General features: G+C 68.1%; 17 protein-coding genes. 10 read left to right on the forward strand and 7 right to left on the reverse strand.

Annotated elements, in window-relative coordinates; translation table 11 throughout:
* Positions 1–4 precede the first annotated feature (4 nt).
* The gene (locus IFT71_RS04525; protein WP_446740748.1) at positions 5–2,311 is read left to right on the forward strand and encodes a glycoside hydrolase family 3 N-terminal domain-containing protein; all 2,307 of its coding nucleotides are present in this window, start codon (positions 5–7) and stop codon (positions 2,309–2,311) included.
* A 63-nt stretch (positions 2,312–2,374) separates the two neighbouring features.
* Positions 2,375–3,862 (forward strand): glycosyltransferase family 39 protein, encoded by a 1,488-nt coding sequence (locus tag IFT71_RS04530; RefSeq protein WP_192139370.1) that lies wholly within the window; start codon positions 2,375–2,377, stop codon positions 3,860–3,862.
* A 65-nt stretch (positions 3,863–3,927) separates the two neighbouring features.
* Here IFT71_RS04530 and IFT71_RS04535 read toward each other — a convergent pair whose 3' ends face one another.
* The gene (locus IFT71_RS04535) at positions 3,928–4,467 is read right to left on the reverse strand and encodes a hypothetical protein (protein WP_192139372.1); all 540 of its coding nucleotides are present in this window, start codon (positions 4,465–4,467) and stop codon (positions 3,928–3,930) included.
* Between the two features lie 222 nt (positions 4,468–4,689).
* Between IFT71_RS04535 and IFT71_RS04540 the strand changes: the two genes are divergently transcribed.
* A complete protein-coding gene (locus tag IFT71_RS04540) occupies positions 4,690–7,815 on the forward strand; it encodes a TonB-dependent receptor domain-containing protein (RefSeq protein ID WP_192139374.1) in 3,126 nt (1,041 codons plus the stop codon).
* Positions 7,816–7,922: 107 nt separating this feature from the next.
* Here IFT71_RS04540 and IFT71_RS04545 read toward each other — a convergent pair whose 3' ends face one another.
* Entirely contained in the window at positions 7,923–8,984 is a 1,062-nt protein-coding gene (locus IFT71_RS04545; RefSeq protein WP_244654773.1) for a hypothetical protein, read from the reverse strand.
* Between the two features lie 93 nt (positions 8,985–9,077).
* On the opposite strand from IFT71_RS04545, the gene IFT71_RS04550 reads away from it, so the two are divergent.
* From IFT71_RS04550 to IFT71_RS04560, 3 genes are all read left to right on the forward strand, one after another.
* Positions 9,078–9,422, forward strand: a complete 345-nt coding sequence (locus tag IFT71_RS04550) for a hypothetical protein (protein WP_056409013.1) — start codon at positions 9,078–9,080, stop codon at positions 9,420–9,422.
* On the forward strand, positions 9,397–10,725 hold the full coding sequence (locus tag IFT71_RS04555) for an aspartyl/asparaginyl beta-hydroxylase domain-containing protein (protein ID WP_342212595.1): 1,329 nt from the start codon (positions 9,397–9,399) through the stop codon (positions 10,723–10,725). The genes IFT71_RS04550 and IFT71_RS04555 overlap by 26 nt, the downstream gene beginning before the upstream one ends.
* Before the next feature lie 111 nt (positions 10,726–10,836).
* The gene (locus IFT71_RS04560; RefSeq protein ID WP_159512234.1) at positions 10,837–11,382 is read left to right on the forward strand and encodes an energy transducer TonB; all 546 of its coding nucleotides are present in this window, start codon (positions 10,837–10,839) and stop codon (positions 11,380–11,382) included.
* A gap of 18 nt (positions 11,383–11,400) precedes the next feature.
* On the opposite strand, the gene IFT71_RS04565 is transcribed toward IFT71_RS04560, so the two are convergent.
* Positions 11,401–12,570 carry an aspartyl/asparaginyl beta-hydroxylase domain-containing protein gene (locus IFT71_RS04565; protein ID WP_244654774.1) on the reverse strand — a complete coding sequence of 390 codons (1,170 nt, stop codon included), beginning with the start codon at positions 12,568–12,570 and terminating at the stop codon, positions 11,401–11,403.
* A gap of 85 nt (positions 12,571–12,655) precedes the next feature.
* The gene (locus IFT71_RS04570; protein ID WP_192139376.1) at positions 12,656–13,756 is read right to left on the reverse strand and encodes a glycosyl transferase; all 1,101 of its coding nucleotides are present in this window, start codon (positions 13,754–13,756) and stop codon (positions 12,656–12,658) included.
* 110 nt (positions 13,757–13,866) lie between these two features.
* On the opposite strand from IFT71_RS04570, the gene IFT71_RS04575 reads away from it, so the two are divergent.
* Positions 13,867–14,529 (forward strand): sulfite oxidase-like oxidoreductase, encoded by a 663-nt coding sequence (locus IFT71_RS04575; protein ID WP_192139378.1) that lies wholly within the window; start codon positions 13,867–13,869, stop codon positions 14,527–14,529.
* On the opposite strand, the gene IFT71_RS04580 is transcribed toward IFT71_RS04575, so the two are convergent.
* Genes IFT71_RS04580 through IFT71_RS04590 form a run of 3 tightly spaced genes read right to left on the reverse strand, consistent with a single transcriptional unit; the run spans position 14,526 to position 17,517 of the window.
* On the reverse strand, positions 14,526–15,776 hold the full coding sequence (locus tag IFT71_RS04580; protein WP_192139380.1) for an adenosylmethionine--8-amino-7-oxononanoate transaminase: 1,251 nt from the start codon (positions 15,774–15,776) through the stop codon (positions 14,526–14,528). The two genes, IFT71_RS04575 and IFT71_RS04580, sit on opposite strands and share 4 nt — an antisense overlap.
* Entirely contained in the window at positions 15,773–16,396 is a 624-nt protein-coding gene (gene bioD, locus IFT71_RS04585; protein WP_192139382.1) for a dethiobiotin synthase, read from the reverse strand. The genes IFT71_RS04580 and bioD overlap by 4 nt, the downstream gene beginning before the upstream one ends.
* Positions 16,393–17,517, reverse strand: a complete 1,125-nt coding sequence (locus tag IFT71_RS04590; RefSeq protein ID WP_192139384.1) for an 8-amino-7-oxononanoate synthase — start codon at positions 17,515–17,517, stop codon at positions 16,393–16,395. Before IFT71_RS04590 ends, bioD begins: the two co-directional genes overlap by 4 nt.
* A gap of 170 nt (positions 17,518–17,687) precedes the next feature.
* Between IFT71_RS04590 and IFT71_RS04595 the strand changes: the two genes are divergently transcribed.
* The 3 genes from IFT71_RS04595 to IFT71_RS04605 all read left to right on the forward strand — a co-directional run bounded on the left by IFT71_RS04595 (position 17,688) and on the right by IFT71_RS04605 (position 20,481).
* Positions 17,688–18,695: a class 1 fructose-bisphosphatase gene (locus IFT71_RS04595; RefSeq protein ID WP_031395046.1), complete on the forward strand. Its 1,008-nt coding sequence runs from the start codon at positions 17,688–17,690 to the stop codon at positions 18,693–18,695.
* 78 nt (positions 18,696–18,773) lie between these two features.
* Entirely contained in the window at positions 18,774–19,256 is a 483-nt protein-coding gene (locus IFT71_RS04600; RefSeq protein ID WP_192139387.1) for a hemerythrin domain-containing protein, read from the forward strand.
* Between the two features lie 43 nt (positions 19,257–19,299).
* On the forward strand, positions 19,300–20,481 hold the full coding sequence (locus tag IFT71_RS04605) for a glycosyltransferase (protein WP_192139389.1): 1,182 nt from the start codon (positions 19,300–19,302) through the stop codon (positions 20,479–20,481).
* Positions 20,482–20,494: the final 13 nt, after the last annotated feature.

The raw sequence follows: 20,494 nt of genomic DNA on the forward strand, positions 1-20,494 counted from the left end.
GCGGATGACGGCGGCGACGATGGCACAACGGACGATTTCACGACGGGCGATGATCATGGGGGCGGGCGCCGTCACCGCCTGGGCAGCAAGCCCGGCGCGCGCGCTGCTGCAGCAGACGGCACAGGCGCGTGCCCTGCCTGCATCGGTCGAAGCCATCCTCGCGCGCATGACTGTCGTTGAGAAGGCCGGGCAGTTGACGCTGATGGCGGCGGCCTGGGCGGGGGGGGCGGCGACCGCGCTCAATCCCGCGGGCGGGTCGTCGAGTTTCGACGAACAGCTCGCGCAGGTCCGCGCCGGGCGACTGGGCGGGGTGTTCAACGGCAATGGTGCGGTGATGGCGCAGCGGATGCAGACCGCCGCGATGCGCCAGTCGCGGTTGGAGATCCCGCTGCTGTTCGCCGCCGACGTGATCCATGGGCTGCGCACGGTGTTTCCGGTCCCGCTGGCAGAGGCGGCAAGCTTCGACCCCGAACTTGCGCGGCGTACCGCCCGGGCCGCGGGGGCCGAGGCGGCGGCATCGGGGATCGACTGGACGTTCGCGCCGATGGTCGATGTCGCGCGCGACGCGCGCTGGGGCCGTGGTGTTGAGGGGGCGGGCGAGGATGTCCTGCTCGGCCGGATGATGGCGGCCGCGCGGGTCCGCGGGTTCCAAGGCGAGCGGGGACTGGCGGCGTCCGACGCGGTCGCGGCCTGCGCCAAGCATTTCGCGGCCTATGGCGCGGGCGAAGCCGGGCTCGAATACAACACGGTGGACGTGTCCGAGCGTACGCTCCGCGAGGTGTATTTTCCGCCGTTCCAGTCGGCCTTCGACGCCGGCGCTGCGACGACGATGGCGGCGTTCAACGAGATTTCGGGCGTCCCGGCGACCGCGAATGCGTGGCTGCTGACGCAGATCCTGCGCCGCGAATGGGGCTTTGGCGGGCTGGTCGTGTCAGACTATACCGGCGACGAAGAATTGATCGCGCACGGTTTTGCAGCGGATGCGCGCGAAGCGACCAAGCTCGCTTTCATGGCCGGCGTCGACATGAGCATGCAAAGCGGGTTCTATTTGGCGCATCTGCCGGCGCTCGTCGCGGCGGGCGAGGTGCCGATGGCGCGGCTCGACCAGGCGGTCCGCCGCGTCCTCGCGCTCAAGGTCGCGCTCGGACTGTTCGACGATCCGTTCCGGCGGATCGACCCGCGTCGCGAGAAGACGCGGATCCGGACGCGCGAGACGCTGGCGCTGGCCCGCGATGCGGGGGCGCGGTCGATCGTCCTGCTGAAGAATGAGGGCGCATTGCTGCCGCTGCCGCGACAGGGACGGCGGATCGCGCTGATCGGCCCGTTCGCGGCCGGGCAGCACGACCTGATCGGTCCGTGGAACGTATACGGCACCGACGCCGAAGCGGTCGATCTGGCGACCGGTATCCGGGCCGCAGTGGCCGATCCGGCGCAGGTCAGCGTGACGCCAGGGTCGGGGATCGACGATCCGCTCCCCGGCGGGATTGCCGCAGCCGTGGCCGCCGCACGCGCTGCCGATGTCGTCCTGCTGGCGGTCGGCGAGAGCCAGCGCATGTCGGGCGAGGCGCAGTCGCGGGCGTCGATCGTGATCCCCGCCGCGCAGATGGCACTGGCCGAGGCGGTGGCAGCGACCGGCACGCCGATCGTCGTGCTGCTGCGTACCGGCCGTGCACTGGTGCTCAGCGACGCGGTGCTCAAGGCGCCGGCGATCCTCGTCACCTGGTTTCTGGGGTCGCAGGACGGGCCGGCGATCGCCGACATCGTGTTCGGCAAGACTGGGCCGTCGGCGCGGCTGCCCGTTTCCTTCCCGCATGCCACGGGGCAGGAGCCCTATCATTATGATCACAAGAACACCGGGCGGCCCAACCCGCCGGGCCCGCTGCTCGAATACAAGGCGCGCTACCGCGAATTCGCCAATGCCGCGCTGTTCCCGTTCGGTCATGGCCTGACCTATGGCGCGATCGACTATGAGTCGATCGATCTCGGCGCTGCGCAGCTGTCGACCGATGGCGCGCTGACGGTGCGCGCGACGATCGGCAATAGCGGCACGCGCGCCGCCGAAGAGGTCGTGCAGCTCTATATCCGCGATCTCGCGGCCAGCGTGACGCGCCCAGTGCGCGAACTCAAAGCGTTTCGCCGTGTCGCGCTAAAACCGGGCGAGCGGCAGGTCGTGTCGTTCACGCTGCGTCGCGACGACCTGCTCTTCATCGGCCAGGATCTCGTGCCGACGGTCGAGCCGGGCCGCTTCTGCCTGTGGATCGCGCCGTCCGCACAGGCGGAGGGTGTATCCGGGGAGTTCCAACTCGTCTGACGATCATCGATGCGGTGAGGCCGCCCCTTGTGCGGGCGCGCGTGATCGGGAAAGGCAATGCGGGTGAAGCGGGTCGATCAGCATGGTGGTTCCCCGGCGGCGGCGGGACGCCTGCGCGCGCCGCTGATGCTGGCGCTGATGCTCGTCGCCGTTGCGGCATTCCGCATCCACACGGCACAGTATTCGTTGTGGTATGACGAGTTGGCGTCGCTCGAATTCGCGCGCGAGCCCGTGGCGCGGCTGTGGAGCAGCTGGATGCTGCGCGAGACGAACCCGCCGCTGTTCTACACGCTGCTGTCGGGCTGGATCGCGCTGGTCGGCCAGGATGATGTCGCGGTGCGGCTCCTGCCGATCGGTATCGGCATGGTGGGGATCGGCGCGGCCTATGGGCTAGGGCGAGCGGTCGGGGATGCGAAGGCCGGGCTGCTCGCCGCCGCGCTGCTGTCGCTCTCCGCGCTGGGCACGGATCTGAGCCAACAGCTGCGCGGCTATGCGCTCGCGCAGCTGGCGGTGCTGCTCGCCTGCACCGGGATGGTGCTCTATCTGCGTCGCCGGACGCTGGGTGGCCTAGTCCTCTACGGCATTGCGACGCTCATCGGCCTGTATACGCATACGACGGTCGCGCTGTTTGCCGGGTTGGCGGGGGTGGCAATGCTCTGGTTGCTGCGGAGTGACCGACGGGCACAGGCGCGGTGGCTGGCGACGAACGTCGCGGTGCTGGCCGGCTGGGGGTGGTGGGCGATGATCAGCGTCCGCCAGATGACGATGCCCGTGACCAATATCGCGTGGATCGCCACACCGTCCTGGCGCGACGCGGTCGCGATGACCGCACAGGTCTATCTGCCGCTCTTTCCCCATGAGACGGGGGTTGTGGGTATGCTGCTGCTGGCGGGCCTGTTCGCCGGGCTTGCAGCGTGTGCGGTACGCGCGGCGCGACCGGAAGTGCGGCTGCTCGCCGTCCTGACGATCGGTGCGCCGCTACTGCTGTTCGCGATCAGCCAGCGGGTGCCGATATTCCTGCCACGCACGCTGAGTTGGGCGAGCGGACCCGAGCTGGTGCTCGTCGCGCTCGGTGTGACCCGGATAAGGTCGGCCCCCGTCGCCCGTGCAAGCGGCGCCATCCTGCTCGGCCTGAGCGCCATCGGCCTGGCGAGCTGGCTGCCCAGCCGTGAGCGCGAGCACTGGCACCAGGCAGTCGCCCTGATCGGGAGCCATAAACCCGCGCTCGTCATCGTCGGCGACGATGCGGTCGCGCTGGCGCTTGATCGCTATCGCTCAAACGCGGAGCTCAAGGGCCCGAGACCGATCGTCGTTCAGTCGGCCTATCGTGAACGCTGGGCCGACGGGCTGTATTCGGGCACGCATTTGTCGCCCGCCGCCGCGCTTGCGGTGATTCGCGACCGGGGTTGCGCCGCGGTGGTCGAATGGGGACCCTTTCATCCGCCGATACTTGACGATCCGGCGGTGACCGCCCGACCGCTCACCCGTGACACCACCCCGGCGGTGACGCTGATCGATATCCCGCGGACGCGCCGAGCGTGTCGGCCTTGATCTGAAGCCCGTCCACGACCGCAGGACGCCACCTTTTTAAGAGGTGCCGAAGATAGCGACCGGGCTCAGCGGCGGCGTTTGACGAGGATCGCGCGCTCTCCGGTGATCGACGCCTTGAACCCGCCAAACCCGGCCTGCCGGATGGTGATCGCGGTACCGGGCCGGGGTTGCAGCGAGAGCGGTTCGATCGTTTCCCAGACCATGCCGTTCGCCAGTTGCAGCGCGAACCGCGCATAGCTCGCCGGCTTTGCCGTGGTGATCGTGGTCTGCACCTCCGTAACGCGTGTGACGCGATCCGCCTCACCGCCGCCGAGCGGGCTCTGACCGGCATCGGCGAGGCCGAATTGCTGGCGTTTGCGCTCGATAACCTTGCCGCGGTCGAGCGCAAGCAGGTCGCCTGCCTGGCGCGCGCGCGCAATCTGCCCGGCGGTCGTGTCGAAGCAGGCAAGCCGGGCTGCATCGGCCGATATGTCCCGGCACGCGGCCAGCGCATCCAATGTCTTCGAAGAGTCTTCTCTGGCCTGCGCGGCAACAGCCGGGGCGATCGGCAGCGCGCCGACGAGCAGCGCTGACAGGGCAACAGAGATGGCCGACAACATTCGCATATGATCGCCTTATGAGCTTTGGCTTGGCAGAACCCGGCCTCGGATTTCGCCATACGACACTATGTTGCGGTTATGTCACGGTGATGTCGCAAACGAAATGAGAAAAGGTCCGAATCGACGATAATTGTTGCAGCGCAATGGCGTGGCTGGATAGATCGTGACCAGAACCGGAAAAACCGGAGAAAAATGCACGGTGCAATCACCGGCGACAAAGGGGTATTTATGACATCTGCTGCTCGCGCCCATTTGCTTGCGACCACGTTGCTGATGGGGGCGACGACGTTCGCCACGCCAGCCCTCGCACAGGTCCAGAGGGACAATTCAGGGATCCGCGCCGGCGGCGCGACCGCGACTCAGTCGACCACGCCGGGCGCCAACGCCCAGGGCGAAGTCGGCATGACGACGTCGGAAGCCGCGCCGAGCACGGAGAACAGCCAGGGTGACATCGTCGTCACCGGCTCGCTGATCAAGAACCCCGCACTGATCGCCTCGTCGCCAGTGACCGTCATCGGCCAGGAGGAAATCAAGCTTCGCCAGTCGAACACCGCCGAAGACATTCTGCGCTCGCTGCCAGGTGCGACGCCGAGCATCGGTTCGGCCGTCAACAACGGCAATGGCGGCGCGTCCTATGTCGATCTTCGCGGCCTCGGCTCGTTCCGCAACGTCGTCCTGCTCGACGGCAACCGCATCGCACCATCGGGTCTGCTCGGTCGCGTCGATCTCAACAACATCCCGCTCGCACTGGTCGAGCGGGTCGACACGCTGACCGGCGGCGCCGCCACCACCTACGGCGCGGACGCCGTGTCGGGCGTCGTCAACTTCATCACGCGGTCGGACTTCTCGGGCATCGACGCTTCGGTCTCGAACCAGATCACCGAGCGTGGCGATGGCGCGTATTTCCGCGGCGACATCACGATCGGCGCCAATTTCGACGATGGCCGCGGTAACGCGGTCTTCTCGGTCGGCTACCAGCAGTCGGATCCCGTCTATCAGGGCGAGCGCGACTATTCGGTGCAGAATTACGACTCGTTCTCGGGCGCGAGCAGCGGCTCGGGCACGACGGTCCCATCGGTCTTCACGCTTGGCGGTCGTCGCCAGATCAACCCGGCCACGGGTTCGCTGACGACGGCGGTCATTCCGTTCAACTTCAACCCGTACAACATCTTCCAGACGCCGTTCGAGCGGTTCAACATGTATGGCGCCGGCCATTACGAAGTGTCGGACAGCGTCGAAATCTATACGCGCGGCCTGTTCTCGAAGAACACCGTCGACACGATCATCGCGCCGTCGGGTGTGTTCAACTCGTCGATCGTTGTTCCGTTGTCGAACCCCTATCTGCCGGCCGGTGCGCGGAACCAGTTCTGCGCCGCCGCCAGCATCACCCAGGCGCAGTGCGACCTCGCCGCAACCGCGACCAGCCCGACCGTGACCGTGGGCGGCGTGACGACCGCAAACCCGAACTTCCGCACGATCACGACAAACCTGTCGCGCCGGACGACCGAGGTCGGGCCGCGTATCTCGAACTTCCAGACGACGATCTTCGACTATCGTGCCGGCGTTAAGGTCGGGCTGACCGAGGGTATCAAGCTCGACGTCTCGGGCGGTTACGGTGAATCGGAGAATACGCAGACGCTGCAGGGCTATGTCCTGACGTCGCGCGTACGGTCCGCGGTCTATGCAACCAATACCACGAGCTGCCTTGGCGGTGCGCCCGGCGGTGCAGCGATCGACGCGGGAACCGGCTGCGTTCCGCTCAACGTCTTTGGTGCCGACGGTTCGATCACCCCGGATATGACCTCGTATATCACGGGTGAGAGCACGACGACCGTTCGTACCTCGCTGGCGCAGGCCCGCGCGGTTCTCAACGGTGATTTCGGCTTTGCCTCGCCGTTCGCAAGCGACTCGATCGGTTTCGCGGCCGGTGCGGAGTATCGCAAGTACCGTGCGTCGCAGCGTTCGGATACGCTGGCACAGACCGCTGGCGAACTCGGTGGCGCCGGTGGCGCCGCGCCGAACATCGACGGTGGCTATGAAGTCAGCGAAGGCTTTGGCGAGCTCATCGCACCGCTCGTCCAGGATCGTCCGTTCTTCCAGAGCCTGACGCTCGAAGCGGGCATCCGCTACTCGCACTACAAGGTCTTCGCGGCCAACTCGCCCTCGTATAACACGACCACCTACAAGGGCGGCGGCAGCTGGGAGCCTGTCACGGGCCTGAAGGTTCGCGGCAGCTATCAGCGTGCAGTCCGCGCACCGACGATCAGCGAGCTGTTCTCGCCGGTGAATACGGGTCTGACCAACCTGGCGACCGATCGTTGCGCCGGTGCAGCGCCGGTCAACGATGCCAATCTGCGCGCCGTCTGCCTTGCGCAGGGCGCACCGGCCTCGACCATCGGTCTCATTGCGGTTCCGACTGCGGGTCAGGCGAACATCACGTCCGGCGGTAACCTCGACCTGCGTCCGGAAAAGTCGGACAGCTACACGCTAGGCCTCGTCATCCAGCCGCAGCAGATCATTCCCGGCCTTTCGATCAACGTCGATTACTACAACATCAAGATCAAGGGCGCGATTTCGCAGTTCGCGCCGGGCGATATCATCTCCAACTGCTTCGACACCATCACCGCGGCGAGCGCCACCAGCCCGGCCTGCCTCGCGATCTCGCGAAACCCGGTCACGGGCGGCCTCGACGGCGATCCGGCAACCACGCGAGGTCTGCTGGCTGCAATCTCGAACCTCGGCACCGTCAAGACCGATGGTATCGATCTCGCGATCAACTATCGCACGCCGCTGACTCAGGGTGTCAAATTGGGCCTGTCTTTCCAGGGCAACTGGTCGAACTCTGCGACCTTCCAGGCTGCACCGGGCCTCATCAATCGTGAGTGCATCGGCTATTATTCGGTCAACTGCGGCGGCGCGGCCAGCGCTGCGGCTGGGGGCTCGGGCTCGATCCAGCCCGAATTCACCTGGAACACTCGTGCGACGTTCACCTTCGTCGACAACATCGACGTTTCGGTACTGTGGCGTCACATCGATAACGTCCAGCAGGAGCCGGACGATGTCGTCAACGGCAACGGGGCGGCGTTCAGTGGTACGCTCACCGGTGGCGCTCTCGCCGGCCAGTCTGCGGATTTCACGCGGATCCCATCCTACGACTATATCGACCTGTCGACCCGGATCGGCATTGCCGAGAATTTCGACCTGACCGTCACAGTACAGAATCTGTTTGACAAGCAGCCGCCGCTCGTCGGGTCGACGGTGGGTTCGACGAGCTTCAACAGCGGCAACACCTATCCGTCGACGTATGACGCACTGGGCCGCCGCTTTGCGATCGGTGCGAACCTGCATTTCTAGGGTCAGGCCATCTCGGTCTGGATTGGGGCGGTTCTTCGGAACCGCCCCTTTTTTTGTCCGGGCCCGACCGCGAAACTATCGGCTGCGCGTGGTGGCGGGACGAGCGCCTAGCCCAGCAGGGGCGCCGGGGGAGCAAGCGCGACGCCGGCGGTGCGTGCGACCGCCTCTGCCCAGATGACCACCTTGTCGATCTCGTCGGCGTGGAGTGCCGCGCCGGTCTCGTGCTCGCGTGCCCTGTCCGCCGCGCCATAGGTCTTGCCGTCCTTGGCATTGCGCGCAAAGGCAGGGCCGTCGAGCAGCGCCTGCACGGTCGCCGGATCGTCGGGCAGTGCATAGAAGCGTGCCAGGGCCGTCACCGCGGCGAAGGGGTTCGCGAGCAGGGTTTCGCTCTGCAACGTTCTGACGCGGTCCGGAAAGCGGGCCACCAGGCCAGCGAACAGATCGGCCTGCGCGATCCACCCTACCGCTGCCGCCTGCAGATCGGTCAGCCTAAAGATGTCCTCGGGCGTGAGGCCCAGATCGACGATGCCATCGGCGAGCTGCTTGGCGAGAAGCTCGCGCACCCAAAGCCGGCCCCACATGCCCTTTCGTGCGATCGACGTCAGATAGATGCGCAACGGCGCATAGAGCAGCACGGCGCGAGCCTGTTGCCGCATCGCCAGCATCGCCGGCGCGAGGGCGTTGACGACGTTGGAGGGCTTGATCACCACGGCCTCGCCGGGCTCGAAGGCGCGGCCAAGCAGTCTCAGCGTCGCATCGAGGACCTCACCGACGCGCGCGGGATGACCGCCGCGGTGACGCCAGCCGACGAGATCGTTGAGAATTACCGGCTCTTTCAGCGCGGTGGCGAAGCCCGGCATGTCGAGTGCCTGCGCCAGCATCGTCGAACAGCAATAGGCCGAGTGGAAAATGAAATGAACCGATGCAGCGGGCGGGGCGGCCGCGACGGCGTCGCGGCGTGGCACCACGATCGGCGTGGCCGACGACGGCAGATACTCGTCGGTGAGGAAGGTCGCCACGCCACGCTGCGCCCGGTCCGCCGCGATGAAATGCACCGCATCATGGTCCGGATCGTAACGATGGGCCAGCCAGCACGGATCGCCGATCTGTGCGCCGACGGACGTGGCGGATCCCCGGAAGGGGGCGGGCGGGCGGGTCGGACGGGTCATGGCATCGGGATCGCATATCATAGTCCCGACCGCCACCGATCTTGGTACGTCCGAATCGGCCAAAATTTCGTTGCGAAACTGAAAGGACCCGTCATGATGCGTACCGGCAATGCATTGCGGAGCGGCACGATGATGCGGACGACATGGTGTGGATCGGCGGTCCGATCGGGTCTTGCCGCGGCGTCGCTGATCGTGGCGGCGCCGTCCGCGCTCGCTGTGACAGCGGCCGGCGCGACGATGGCGCAGCGCGCTGAGGCGCCACCGGCCGCGACGCCGCCGGCCGAGCGTCGGATCTGCAAGCGATCGGCGCCGTCGGGATCGCTGATCGAGACGCGACGCGAATGCCACACCCGCGCGGAATGGGACCAGATCGCGCAGGCGGGACGTGCCGCTGGACAGGAAATGGTCGAACGTGCCGCACGTAGCGGTGCGCAATAACGGCGCCCCGGTGATGCGCCAGCAGCCGGGGCCGTCGCTTGAGATGTTGTTGCAAGCCGCCGAAACCGCGCAGCGTGCCGGCGACGGTGCGCGGGCCTGCGCCGTCTTTCACGACGTGCTCGGCATTGCGCCCGAACATCCTGTTGCGCTCAACGCGCTGGGCCTCGACGCGTTGGCGCGGGGCGATAGCATGGCAGTCGGCTATTTCGCGCGCGCGACGACGGCTGACCCTGCCGCGTCGCCGCTGTGGATGAACCTGGCGAGCGCCTATCGCGGGCTCGGCGACAGCGTGGGGGAACAGACCGCGCTCGAACGCGCACTTGCCCTCGACCAGCGCAATCTGATGGCGAACGTCCGGCTGGCCGAACTGCAGGACCGCGTCGGTAACACTGCGGCGGCGGCATTTCGCTGGGGTGGGGTGGCCACGATCGTTCAGTCGCTCCCCGAGCGGTCGCCGGCGTTAAGCCAGCTCCTCGTCCGTGCCTCGGATCGCATCGCGCAGCATACACGTGCGCTGTCCGATGCCATCGATACGGCGCTTGCACCGTTGCGGGAGGATGCGGCCGCGGACGACCGACGTCGCATCGACGTCTGTATCGATGCGATGCTCGGTCGTCGGGCGATCCATGCGCCGGTACCCCATGGGCTGCATTTTCCATTCCTGCCCGCCGACGAATTCTTCCCGCGGCGGCATTTTCCCTGGCTGGCCGCGTTCGAAGCGGCCACGCCGGCGATCCGCGCAGAGCTGGAAAACCTTCTTGCCGATGGGGCACCGGGCTTCGCGCCCTATGTCGCGATGACGCCGGGCACGCCGCCGAACCGGTGGACCCCGCTCGACGGGTCGGATCTGTGGTGCGCCCGATATCTGTGGCGGTATGGCGTGCGCGACGATGCGGTGTGCACGCGGTGCCCGCAAACCGCGGCGATGCTGGAGACGCTGCCGTTGGCGGACATTCCCGGCCGCGGGCCGTCCGCCTTCTTCTCGGTCCTCAAGCCCGGCACGCGGCTGCCGCCGCATACGGGGGTCAGCAATATCCGGTCCGTCGTGCATCTCCCCCTGATCGTTCCCGACCGATGCGGCTTTCGGGTCGGTGGCGAGACCCGAGCGTGGCGCGTCGGTGAGGCGTTCGTGTTTGACGACACGATCGAGCATGAGGCGTGGAACGACAGCGACGAGATTCGCGCCGTCCTGATCGTCGACGTCTGGAACCCGCATCTCACCGCGAGCGAAATCGCGATGATGCGGCGGATGTTCGGGACGCTCGGCGCGCAGCTGGGCATGGCGGGCGACGTGGTGGATTGAGCTTGCCCGCGCGAGGCTGCGGTGGTGAAATACTGGCTGGGAGACGAAACTATGCGGACGACGCTGTCATGGGCAAGCCGAGGGTCGTGGGTCATCGCGCTCGTTGGGGGTATGGTCGGCTTATCGGCCGTCGGGGCGCAAATCGCACCCGTCTCCACTGCATCTGGAGACGATCCCGCGCTGCAGGCGCTGCGGGAGAAGAACGCGCGGGTCCAGCTCGCCAATTATCCGCGCGGGGCGCTGCGCCGCGGTGAGCAGGGAACCGTCGGGATCAGCGTCACCGTCGATCGGCAGGGGCGGTTGCGCGAATGTGCGGTTTCGAAGAGCAGCGGCTTTGCGTCGCTCGACGAGGCGACGTGCGACTTCCTGTTCTCGCATGCGCAGATTGCGGCCTATGTCGCACCGGGCGGCGGCGGGCCGACGACCCGGCAGGAGGGGCAAGTCGTGTGGACGCTGCCTGCGGGTGTCCGACCCACGACCGCATCAGCAACCGCGGGGCCCTTGCCGGAGAAAAAGATCTGTCGTGCGCAGGCGAGGACGGGCTCGCTGGTCGCGAGCCAGCGCATCTGCCTGACCAAGGCGGAATGGCGACGCCAGTATGAACTGGCGCAGGACGAAACCCGCGAGATGCATACCCGTGCGATGCCGGGCGACTGATCGACACGCCGGCCGCGCTTAGCCGGTATCGACCACGGGACCATGATACCGGTCGATCGCGGCGAATATGTCGGTCAGCGCGTCGCGTTCGGTTGCGGTCAGTTCGGGACGCCAGATTTCGAACAGCAGGACGATCCGGGTCTGCGTCCCCCGGTTCCACGCCTCGTGCTCGAAAGAATCGTCGAATATCAGCATCCTGCCGTCGTGCCACGGCCGCGTCTCGGACCCGACGCGCAGCGTGCATCCGTCGGGCGCGATCAGGGGAAGGTGGCAGATCAGCCGCGTGTTGAGCATGCCGTGATGCGGGCGGATATGCGTGCCCGGGGTCAGCCGTGAGAAGATCGCCATCGGTGACCTGCCGGGAACGACGGGGATCGGCGCCAGCGACAGCGCGGCCATCGTGTTCGGGCACATCGTCGCATTGGGCTCGACCGGCACGCCACCACGCCAGAGGTGAAAGGCGCCCCAGCCCGGATCGTCAAGCAGCGGGTTTGCGGGCGGTGGTCGACCGGCCATCGTCTGCACATAGGGTGCAAAGCCCGGTCCGGCCGCGAGCACCGCGTCGAGTTCGGCTCGGATCGCGCCGGTCGCCGCTTCGATCGGGGCGACCCAGTCAAACTCGTCGCGCTCGAAATAGGCACGCTGCGCCAGGCCCGGGAAATAGAACATCGAGGGTTGCTGAAGATAGAGCTCGCTCCGGCCGAGCAGCAGGTCGAGCGCGTGGCGGATCCGGGGACTCGCCGCGGGCGGCATGTCCTTGAGGGCCGCGTCGAGATGCGCCGAGAAGCGGCCGGCGACTTCGGTCAGGAAGGCCTCGCCAACCCGGAGCAGGGGGACGAGCGCGGGGGCGATGGTCGCACCCGGCTGGGAGGCAACCGACAGCGCGGTGCGATAGAAGGACTCCGCCGCACGATCGTCCCCACGACGACGCTTGAGCGCTGCCATCGTCAGCAGTGCGCCGAGATGCCGGGGCTCGGTCGCGAGAAAGCGGACGAGCGCGTCGTCGGCCTCGTCGTCGCGCCCGAGCGCCTGCGCCGCCTGCGCGATCAGGAACCAGGGCGCGGGCATGCCCGGTGCGCCGTCGCGCAACAGCGACAATTTTTCATAGGCGACAGCGGCGTTGCCGTTGCGCAGCGCGGTCATGCCCTCACGGGCGAGCGAGTCGGCCTGTGGGCGGGTCAGGTGCATGACGCAGGCTAGCCTGCCATTGCACTGGATACAGCTAAAAACATCCGGATCGGACCCGCCCGTCTTTCAACCCGGTAATGCCGGTTCAGCGTGTCCAGAGATCGGTGGCGAGCCGGTCGAGATAGTCCGCGGCGCTGGCGGCGGCGGTGGGGGTGTAGAGGCTTGCGAGTGCGGCGGGGTCGAGCGCCTTGGCGGCGTCGAGCAGGCCGCGCCACGGGGTCGATGCGCCGGGCCAGCTTGGCACCAGGATCGCGGCGCCGAGTTCGGCCAGGCGTTCGCCTTTGCGCATCTGTTCGTCGAAATAGCGCCATTCGGGCGCGCAGACATAGGGGCGGCCGACGCGCGCGATTTCGTGGACGATGGTATCGCCACTGGAGGCGACGACGACGTCGGCCGCGGCGATGTGCGCGGTGATCGTCGAGACCCAGCCGCGCAGGTGGAGATTGCCGAAATCGGTCTCATGGCCTTCGCGCTGGACGGGGCCGAGCACCAGCCAGTCGGTCTCTGGCAGCGCGCGCGCGGCCATGGTCAGCGGCGCATAGGGCGTGCCTGCGCCGCCGCCGCCGGTCAGCACGACGACGATCTCGCGGTCGGGGGAGAGGCCGAGCATCGCCCGCGCCTCCGCCTTGCCCGGCACGCGGTCCTGCGCGGTGCACAGCCCGCCCGCATAGTGGGTCATGGCGCGAATCCAGTCGGGGGTCTCGGGCTGTTCGAGCGCTTCGTCAAAGGGCGCGAGCAGGCCGACACAGGCGCGATAGCCGGCGAGATGCGCAGCATCGCCGCGGTTGCCGTGCATCCGGATCCCGATCGCGGGGACGCTGGCGATGCGGGCCAGCAGCGCGATCTCGGCAGAGACGTCGACCACGAACAGCGCGGGATCGACCGCATCGAGATGGTCGAGGATCGTCCGCATCGTCGCGCGGATCGCCGCGTCGCCGATCGGTGCGCGGTGGAGGATGTCGGGGGTGGGTTGCGCGGCGAGGGCCGGCGGGGGGCTGTCGCTGGCCGCGCCCTCGTCGGGCAGGGGCACCAGCGTGACGGCGCGCGCGAACCCGTCAAACAGCGCGGGGCGTGCGGTCAGGATCGTGACGGCGCGCTCGGCGGGCAACGCGTCGATGATCGCCATCGCGCGATTGGCATGGCCCCGGCCCTGATGGCCGACATAGAAGGTGATCGGTTGAGGCATTATCGGGGGATACCCGCTCCGCGCCACGAAATCCCCCGTGAAATCCCCCGGGAAATCCCCCGGGAAATCGACGGTGGCCCCGTCGCCGCAAGCCGCCTAGTCTGTGCCGCATGAGCGATGATGACAGGTCCGAACCGACCAAGCTGACGCGGTCGAAGCAACGCTGGGCAAGCGAGGGCAAGTTCCTGACGGGAGCGACGGACCGCGCGGAGGGCGACCGCCTGCCACCGGGGCAGCACCTGGTCCGCGACTGGCCGGTGCTCGATCTCGGCCAGCAGCCTGATATCGCGCGCGAGCGGTGGCGGCTGACGATCGACGGGATGGTCGAGCGGCCGGTGACGCTCGACTGGGCAGGGTTCATGGCGCTGCCGCAGACTGCGGTCCGGTCGGACATTCACTGCGTCACGACCTGGTCGCGCTATGACAATGACTGGTCGGGCGTGGCGACGCGCGACCTGCTCGACCATGTCGGCCCGGTCGATGCGGCGGCGTTCCTGACGCTGCACGGCTATGACGGCTACACCACCAATGTCCCGCTGGCCGATTTCGCCGCGGCGGACGCGCTGCTCGTGCACAGCTGGCAGGGCAAGCCGCTGACCCGCGAGCATGGCGGCCCGGTCCGCCTCGTCATCCCGCATCTCTATTTCTGGAAAAGCGCGAAGTGGATTTCGCGGATCGCGTTCCTTGGCGCGGACAAGCCGGGCTTCTGGGAGGTCAATGGCTATCACAGGCGCGGTGATCCCTGGGCGGAGGAACGCTACAGCGAGGGCTAGAGCAAGGTCGCGCACGCCTCCTCGATCGCGGCATAGATCGCGTCGAGGTCGGCTTCGTCGATGCAATAGGGCGGCATGACGTAGACGGTGTTGCCGAGCGGCCGCAGCAACAGGTCGCGTGCGGTGAAGAAGCGCAGCAGTTTCGGGCCGAGATCCGACAGATAGCCGCGATCGCCGACCTGCAGGTCGACCGCGGCGATCGTGCCGAGGCGGCGCGGATTGGTCACGCCGGGCAGGCAGGCGATGCGGTCGAGATGCGCCGCCTGTCGTGCGCCGAGCGTCGCGATCCGGTCGTGCACAGGCTCGTCGCGCCAGATCGCGAGGTTCGCGTTGGCGGCGGCGCAGGCGATCGGGTTGGCGGTATAGCTCGAGGAGTGGAAAAACATCCGCGCGCGATCGTCGGACAGGTGCGCGTCGAAGATCTCCGCGGTCGCCATCGTCACCGCGAGCGGGACCGCGCCGCCGGTCAAGCCCTTGGACAGGCACAGGATGTCGGGTACGACGCCCGCCTGTTCGCAGGCGAGCAGCGTGCCGGTACGGCCCCAGCCGGTCATCACCTCGTCGGCGATGAACAGCACGGCGTGGCGGGCGCAGATCGCGCGCATCTCCGCGAGCACGTGCGGCGGATAGATCAGCATGCCGCCCGCGCCGAGCACCAGCGGTTCGACGATGAACGCGGCGGGCGTGGCGCGGCATGCTGCCTCGAGCGCGTCGAGCGTGGCCTGTTCGGCGCCGGGGTGCGGGAAGGGGATGGTGCCGACGTCGAACAGCAGCGGCGCATAGGCGCGGTTGTAAACGCCGCGTTCGCCAACCGACATCGTCCCGATCGTATCGCCGTGATAGCTGTGTTCGAGCACCAGGATCCGGTCGCGCGGTTCGTCGCGGTTGCGCCAGTAACCGAGCGCCATCTTCAGCGCGACCTCGACCGCGGTCGAACCGGAATCGGAGAAGAAGACGTGGCGCAGCGCTTCGGGCATGATCGCGACGAGGCCGTGCGCGAGCGTCTCGGCGGGCTCGTGCGTCCAGCCGGCGAAGATGATCTGGTCCATCCGCCCCGCCTCCTCGGCGATCGCGGCCATGATCCGGGGATGGCGGTGGCCGTGCGTCGTCACCCACCAGGACGAGATCGCGTCGACGATCCGCCGCCCGTCGCTGGTATGAAGTGCCGCCCCCTCGGTCCGGACGATGCGGGGGATCGGGTCGCCGAGACCATGCTGGGTGAAGGGATGCCAGATCGGCGACGTCATCGGAAATCCTCGAGCCGGAAACTGGCGGCGAAGGCGGCGCCGAGCGCGGCGGCGTCGAGTTGGGGGAGGATCGGCAGCCGGCCGAGATGCCGCACGTTGCCCAGCCGGACGATCGCCGCCTCGCTGTGCGGGACCGCATCGCCGACGAACGCGACGCCGAGGATCGGTACGTCGCGGCGGCGCAGCGCCTCGATCGACAACAGGCTGTGGTTGATCGTGCCGAGCGCGGTACGCGCGACGATCACGACGGGCAGCCGCCACTGCGCGAACAGGTCGGCAAAGACGCAGGTGTCGGTCAGCGGCACCATCACCCCGCCCGCCCCCTCGATCACCAGCGACCCCGGCAGTGCGGGGGGGACGAGCCGGTCGAGGTCGATCGTCACGCCGTCGATCGTCGCCGCGCGGTCGGGCGAGCAGGGCGTGGCCAGCCGGTAGGCCTCGGGGAGGATCCGCTCGCGCGCGAGGCCGGACAGCGCGGCGACGCGCGACGCATCGCTGCCACCGTCGAGCCCTGCCTGGACAGGTTTCCAATAGCTTGCGTCGAGCGCGCCCGCGAGCGCGGCGGCAAAGACGGTCTTGCCGACATCGGTGTCGGTGCCGGTAACGACGAGGCGGGTCATGACAGGGCCTTTTGCAACGCGTCGCCGAGCCCCGCAATCTGGGGTGCGGTAACGTTGAGCGTGAGCGAGATCCGCAGGCGCGACGTGCCCTTGGGCACGGTCGGCGGGCGGATCCCGCGGACGTCGAACCCGGCCGCTTGGACCGCCGCCGCGACGCGCATCGTCGTCGCATCGTCGCCGAGCACGAGCGGCAGGATCTGCGATCCGGTCGGCACGACGCCGTAGGGCGCGAGCACGGTTTCGGCGGTGGCGATGAGCGCACGCAGGGCGGTGCGGCGGTCGGGTTCGTCGACGAGGATCTGCAGGCTCGCGCGCGCGGCGCTCGCCATCAGCGGCGAGGGTGCGGTCGAGAAGATGAACGCGCGGGCCCGGTTGACGAGGAAGTCGCGGACAATTTCGGGGCCGCAGACCAGCGCGCCCTCGCACCCCATCGCCTTGCCGCAGGTGCGCAGCGTGACGATGTCGGGTCGTCCCTCCAGATGCCCGGCGAGGCCGCGGCCATCGTCGCCGAATACGCCGGTGGCATGCGCCTCGTCGATCAGCACGACGCCGTCATGCGCCTCGGCGAGCGCGACGAGCGCGTCGAGCGGCGCGCGGTCGCCGTCCATGCTGTAGAGGCTTTCGACCGCGATCCAGGGCCGCCCGGTGCCGCCCGCGCGGCGCCACTGCGCGATCGCATCGGCAAAGGCGGTGACGTCGTTATGCGCTGCCGAGACCGTCTCCGCGCGGCCGAGCCGCATCCCCTCATGCGCGCTCGCATGGATCAGCGCGTCGTGGACGACGAGGTCGCCGGTCTGCGGCAGCGTCGCGAACAGCGCGGCGTTGGCGGCGTACCCGGTCGAGAAGTACAACGCCGCCTCCGCCCCGAAGAACGCCGCCGCCTCGGCTTCGAGCAGGATATGTTCGGGATCATTGCCGCGGAGCAGCCGCGATCCGCCCGAACCGACCGCGACGCCGCGCGCCAGCGCGGCCGCGACGGCCGCGGCGATCCGCCCGCTCTGGCCGAGCGCGAGATAATCATTGGAGGCGAAATCAACCCCTTGCCGCGCGATCAGCGCGCGGCGGCGCGTTGCCGTGGCAAGCGCGGAGAGGTCGCGATGATGCTGGTCGAACGCGGACATCGCGGCAGCCTCTAGCGACAACGCCGCGCCAGCGCGAGCCGGTTGGCCGAAACACCCCGTCATAAACAGGGATCGTTCGGTCGGATCGGGCATTTCTCTCCTATGGTATAGCAGGATCGGCTTGGCTAACCACGATTGCATTCTCCATTCCGATCGAAGGTACCCTGCCCATGAAGCGCAAGACGCTGACCCAGTTCCTGATCGAACAGCAACGCGAGGCCGGCACGCTGCAGCCGCAGCTGCGCCTGCTGATCGAGGTCGTCGCGCGGTCGTGCAAGGCGATCAGCCATGCGATCGGCAAGGGGGCGCTGGGTGGCGTGCTCGGCAGCCTCGAGAGCGAGAACGTCCAGGGCGAGGTGCAGAAGAAGCTCGACGTGATCGCGAACGAGATGCTGCTCGAGGCGAACGAGTGGGGCGGGCATCTGGCGGCGATGGCGTCGGAGGAGATGGAGACGATCCACCTCGTCCCCAATCGCTATCCCAAGGGTGAATATCTGCTGCTGTTCGATCCGATCGACGGGTCGAGCAACATCGACGTCGATCTGTCGGTCGGCACGATCTTTTCGGTGCTGCGCGCGGCCGAGACCGCGTCGGGCGCCGATGTGTCCGAACAGGACTTCCTCCAGGCGGGGCAGACGCAAGTCGCGGCGGGCTATGCCGTTTATGGGCCGCAGACGATCCTGGTGCTGACGGTCGGCGCCGGCGTGCACGAGTTCACGCTCGACCGCGAGATCGGGTCGTGGGTGATGACCGACACCAATATCCGCATGCCCGGCGGCAAGCGCGAATTCGCGATCAACACGTCGAATGCGCGCCAATGGTCGCCCGAGGTGACGCGGTTCATCGACGAGCGGATCGCTGGCAAGGACGGGCCGATCGGCACCGATTACAACATGCGCTGGACCGGATCGATGGTCGCCGACGCGCACCGCATCCTCAAGCGCGGCGGCGTGTTCCTGTACCCACGCGACGTCCGCCAGCCCGGCAAGGTCGGCAAGCTGCGGCTGATGTACGAGGGCAATCCGATGGCGATGCTGATGGAGCAGGCAGGGGGTGCCGCCACCGACGGCGAGCAGCGCATCCTGTCGATCGAGCCGAGCAGCCTGCACCAGCGGATCGGCCTGATCATGGGCGATCCGGCAGAAGTCGAAGCGATAACCACCGCCTATCGGGAGTAGCGCGCATCGTCACCCGCCGGCGGTCGGGGGGTTGGGGCATGACGGACGAGGGCGCGCGTTGAAAAGGGGAGAAATTCGATGGAAGTCACCTCACAAAGACTCGCCGAACAGCGTGACGACCGGACGTCGTGGCGACGCCTGATCGACGATCATGACCGTATCGCCGAACGCTGCGCCGACCTCGTCGCGCTGTTGCAGCGGCGCGGGCATAATTGCGCGGCGGCGTCGCGCAAGCTGCTCGAGCTCGCGGTGCTGGTCGCGGATCATCTGGGCGTCGAGGACGAGGTGATCGACCTGACCGCGATCGCGACCGAGGCGGACTATTCGCCCGAGACGGTCGCGGTCATGGCCGCCGAACTCGACGCGCTGCGCCGCGAATGGCGGGTGTTCATCGCGCACTGGCTGCCGACGATCGAGCCCGCCGACTGGTATGAGTTCCGCGGCGAAGCCGAGGCGATGCTGAGCCGGCTGACGCATCAGGTGCAGCGCGAAAGCGCGCTGTTGTATGACGATGCCCTGCGCGCGGGGGTGATCGCGACCGGGCCGGTCGACCTGCAATAATCGCGGCGACAGGGTTCTTAACCCGGCGGCGATACCAAGGGCCATGATGCGCGTCCTGACCCTGTCCACGCTGTTTCCCGATGCGAGCCGGCCCAATTTCGGCGTCTTCGTTGAGCGGCAGACGCTGGGGCTCGCAGCGCATCCGGGGGTCGATCTGCGTGTCATCGCACCAATCGGCCTGCCGCCCGGGCCGCTGCGCCTGATGCCGCGTTTTGCGCCGCTCGCGCGGTTGCCGCTCGAGGAGACTTGGCGTGGGGTGGGCGTGCAGCGGCCGCGGTTCACGACGATCCCTGCGACCGGGGGGCGGTGGCATGCCGCGGCGCTGACGCGTGCGCTGATCCCGGTGCTCGACGCCTTGCGGCCAGATTTTCCGTTCGATGTCATTGATGCGTCTTTCTTCTTTCCCGACGGCGTCGCCGCGGTCGCGCTCGGGCGACGCTATGGTGTGCCCGTGTCGATCAAGGCGCGCGGGGCGGATATCCATCATTGGGGTCGTGCGGCCGGCACGCGGGCGCAGATCCGGCGTGCGGGCCGCGCGGCGGACGGGCTGCTCGCGGTCAGCGCGGCGATGCGGGCGGACATGATCGCGATGGGGATGCCGGCGGCACGGATCCGGGTGCATCATACCGGGGTCGACCAGGCGCGGTTCCGCCCGATCGACGCAGCGGCGCGCGCGGGCGAGGCGGCGCGGCTCGGCGTGACGGGGCCGCTGGTACTGTCGGTCGGGGCGCTGATCCCGCGCAAGGGGCATGACGTGGTGATCGCGGCGGTCGCGCGTCTGCCGGGCGTTTCGCTGAGGATCGCGGGCGAGGGGGGCGACCGGGCGCGGCTGGAGGCGCTGATCCGCACGCTGGGCGTGGGGGACAGGGTCCGGCTGCTCGGCAGCGTCGCGCATGAGGCGATTCCGCGGCTGGTCGCGACCGCCGATGTGATGGCGCTGGCCTCGGCGTCCGAAGGGCTGGCGAATGCATGGGTCGAGGCGCTCGCCTGCGGGACGCCGATCGTGATTACCGATGCGGGCGGCGCGGGCGAGGTTGTCACGTCGGACGAGGCGGGCCGGATCGTGCCGCGCGATGCGGCGGCGTTCGGTGCGGCGATCGCGGGGATCCTGGCGGCACCGCCGGCGAGAGAGGCGACGCGGCGTGTCGCGGCGCGCTTTACCTGGGAGGCCAATAGCGCCGCGCTGTTCGCGCATCTGGCGGGGCTGGTCGGGGGCGAGGCCTAGCGCGCGCCACCAG

Origin of the sequence: Sphingomonas sp. CFBP 13733 (genome assembly GCF_014841795.1) — a bacterium.
GTDB classification, from domain to species: Bacteria; Pseudomonadota; Alphaproteobacteria; order Sphingomonadales; family Sphingomonadaceae; genus Sphingomonas; species Sphingomonas aerolata.

Excerpts from the sequence above, each read along its gene's own strand:
- IFT71_RS04525 (WP_446740748.1), top strand. The coding sequence starts at position 5 with ATGACGGCGGCGACGATGGCACAACGGACGATTTCACGACGGGCGATG.
- IFT71_RS04535 (WP_192139372.1), bottom strand. The coding sequence starts at position 4,467 with ATGCGAATGTTGTCGGCCATCTCTGTTGCCCTGTCAGCGCTGCTCGTC.
- IFT71_RS04540 (WP_192139374.1), top strand. The coding sequence starts at position 4,690 with ATGACATCTGCTGCTCGCGCCCATTTGCTTGCGACCACGTTGCTGATG.
- IFT71_RS04545 (WP_244654773.1), bottom strand. The coding sequence starts at position 8,984 with ATGACCCGTCCGACCCGCCCGCCCGCCCCCTTCCGGGGATCCGCCACG.
- IFT71_RS04550 (WP_056409013.1), top strand. The coding sequence starts at position 9,078 with ATGATGCGTACCGGCAATGCATTGCGGAGCGGCACGATGATGCGGACG.
- IFT71_RS04560 (WP_159512234.1), top strand. The coding sequence starts at position 10,837 with ATGGTCGGCTTATCGGCCGTCGGGGCGCAAATCGCACCCGTCTCCACT.
- IFT71_RS04565 (WP_244654774.1), bottom strand. The coding sequence starts at position 12,570 with ATGCACCTGACCCGCCCACAGGCCGACTCGCTCGCCCGTGAGGGCATG.
- IFT71_RS04570 (WP_192139376.1), bottom strand. The coding sequence starts at position 13,756 with ATGCCTCAACCGATCACCTTCTATGTCGGCCATCAGGGCCGGGGCCAT.
- IFT71_RS04575 (WP_192139378.1), top strand. The coding sequence starts at position 13,867 with ATGAGCGATGATGACAGGTCCGAACCGACCAAGCTGACGCGGTCGAAG.
- IFT71_RS04580 (WP_192139380.1), bottom strand. The coding sequence starts at position 15,776 with ATGACGTCGCCGATCTGGCATCCCTTCACCCAGCATGGTCTCGGCGAC.
- bioD (WP_192139382.1), bottom strand. The coding sequence starts at position 16,396 with ATGACCCGCCTCGTCGTTACCGGCACCGACACCGATGTCGGCAAGACC.
- IFT71_RS04590 (WP_192139384.1), bottom strand. The coding sequence starts at position 17,517 with ATGTCCGCGTTCGACCAGCATCATCGCGACCTCTCCGCGCTTGCCACG.
- IFT71_RS04595 (WP_031395046.1), top strand. The coding sequence starts at position 17,688 with ATGAAGCGCAAGACGCTGACCCAGTTCCTGATCGAACAGCAACGCGAG.
- IFT71_RS04600 (WP_192139387.1), top strand. The coding sequence starts at position 18,774 with ATGGAAGTCACCTCACAAAGACTCGCCGAACAGCGTGACGACCGGACG.
- IFT71_RS04605 (WP_192139389.1), top strand. The coding sequence starts at position 19,300 with ATGATGCGCGTCCTGACCCTGTCCACGCTGTTTCCCGATGCGAGCCGG.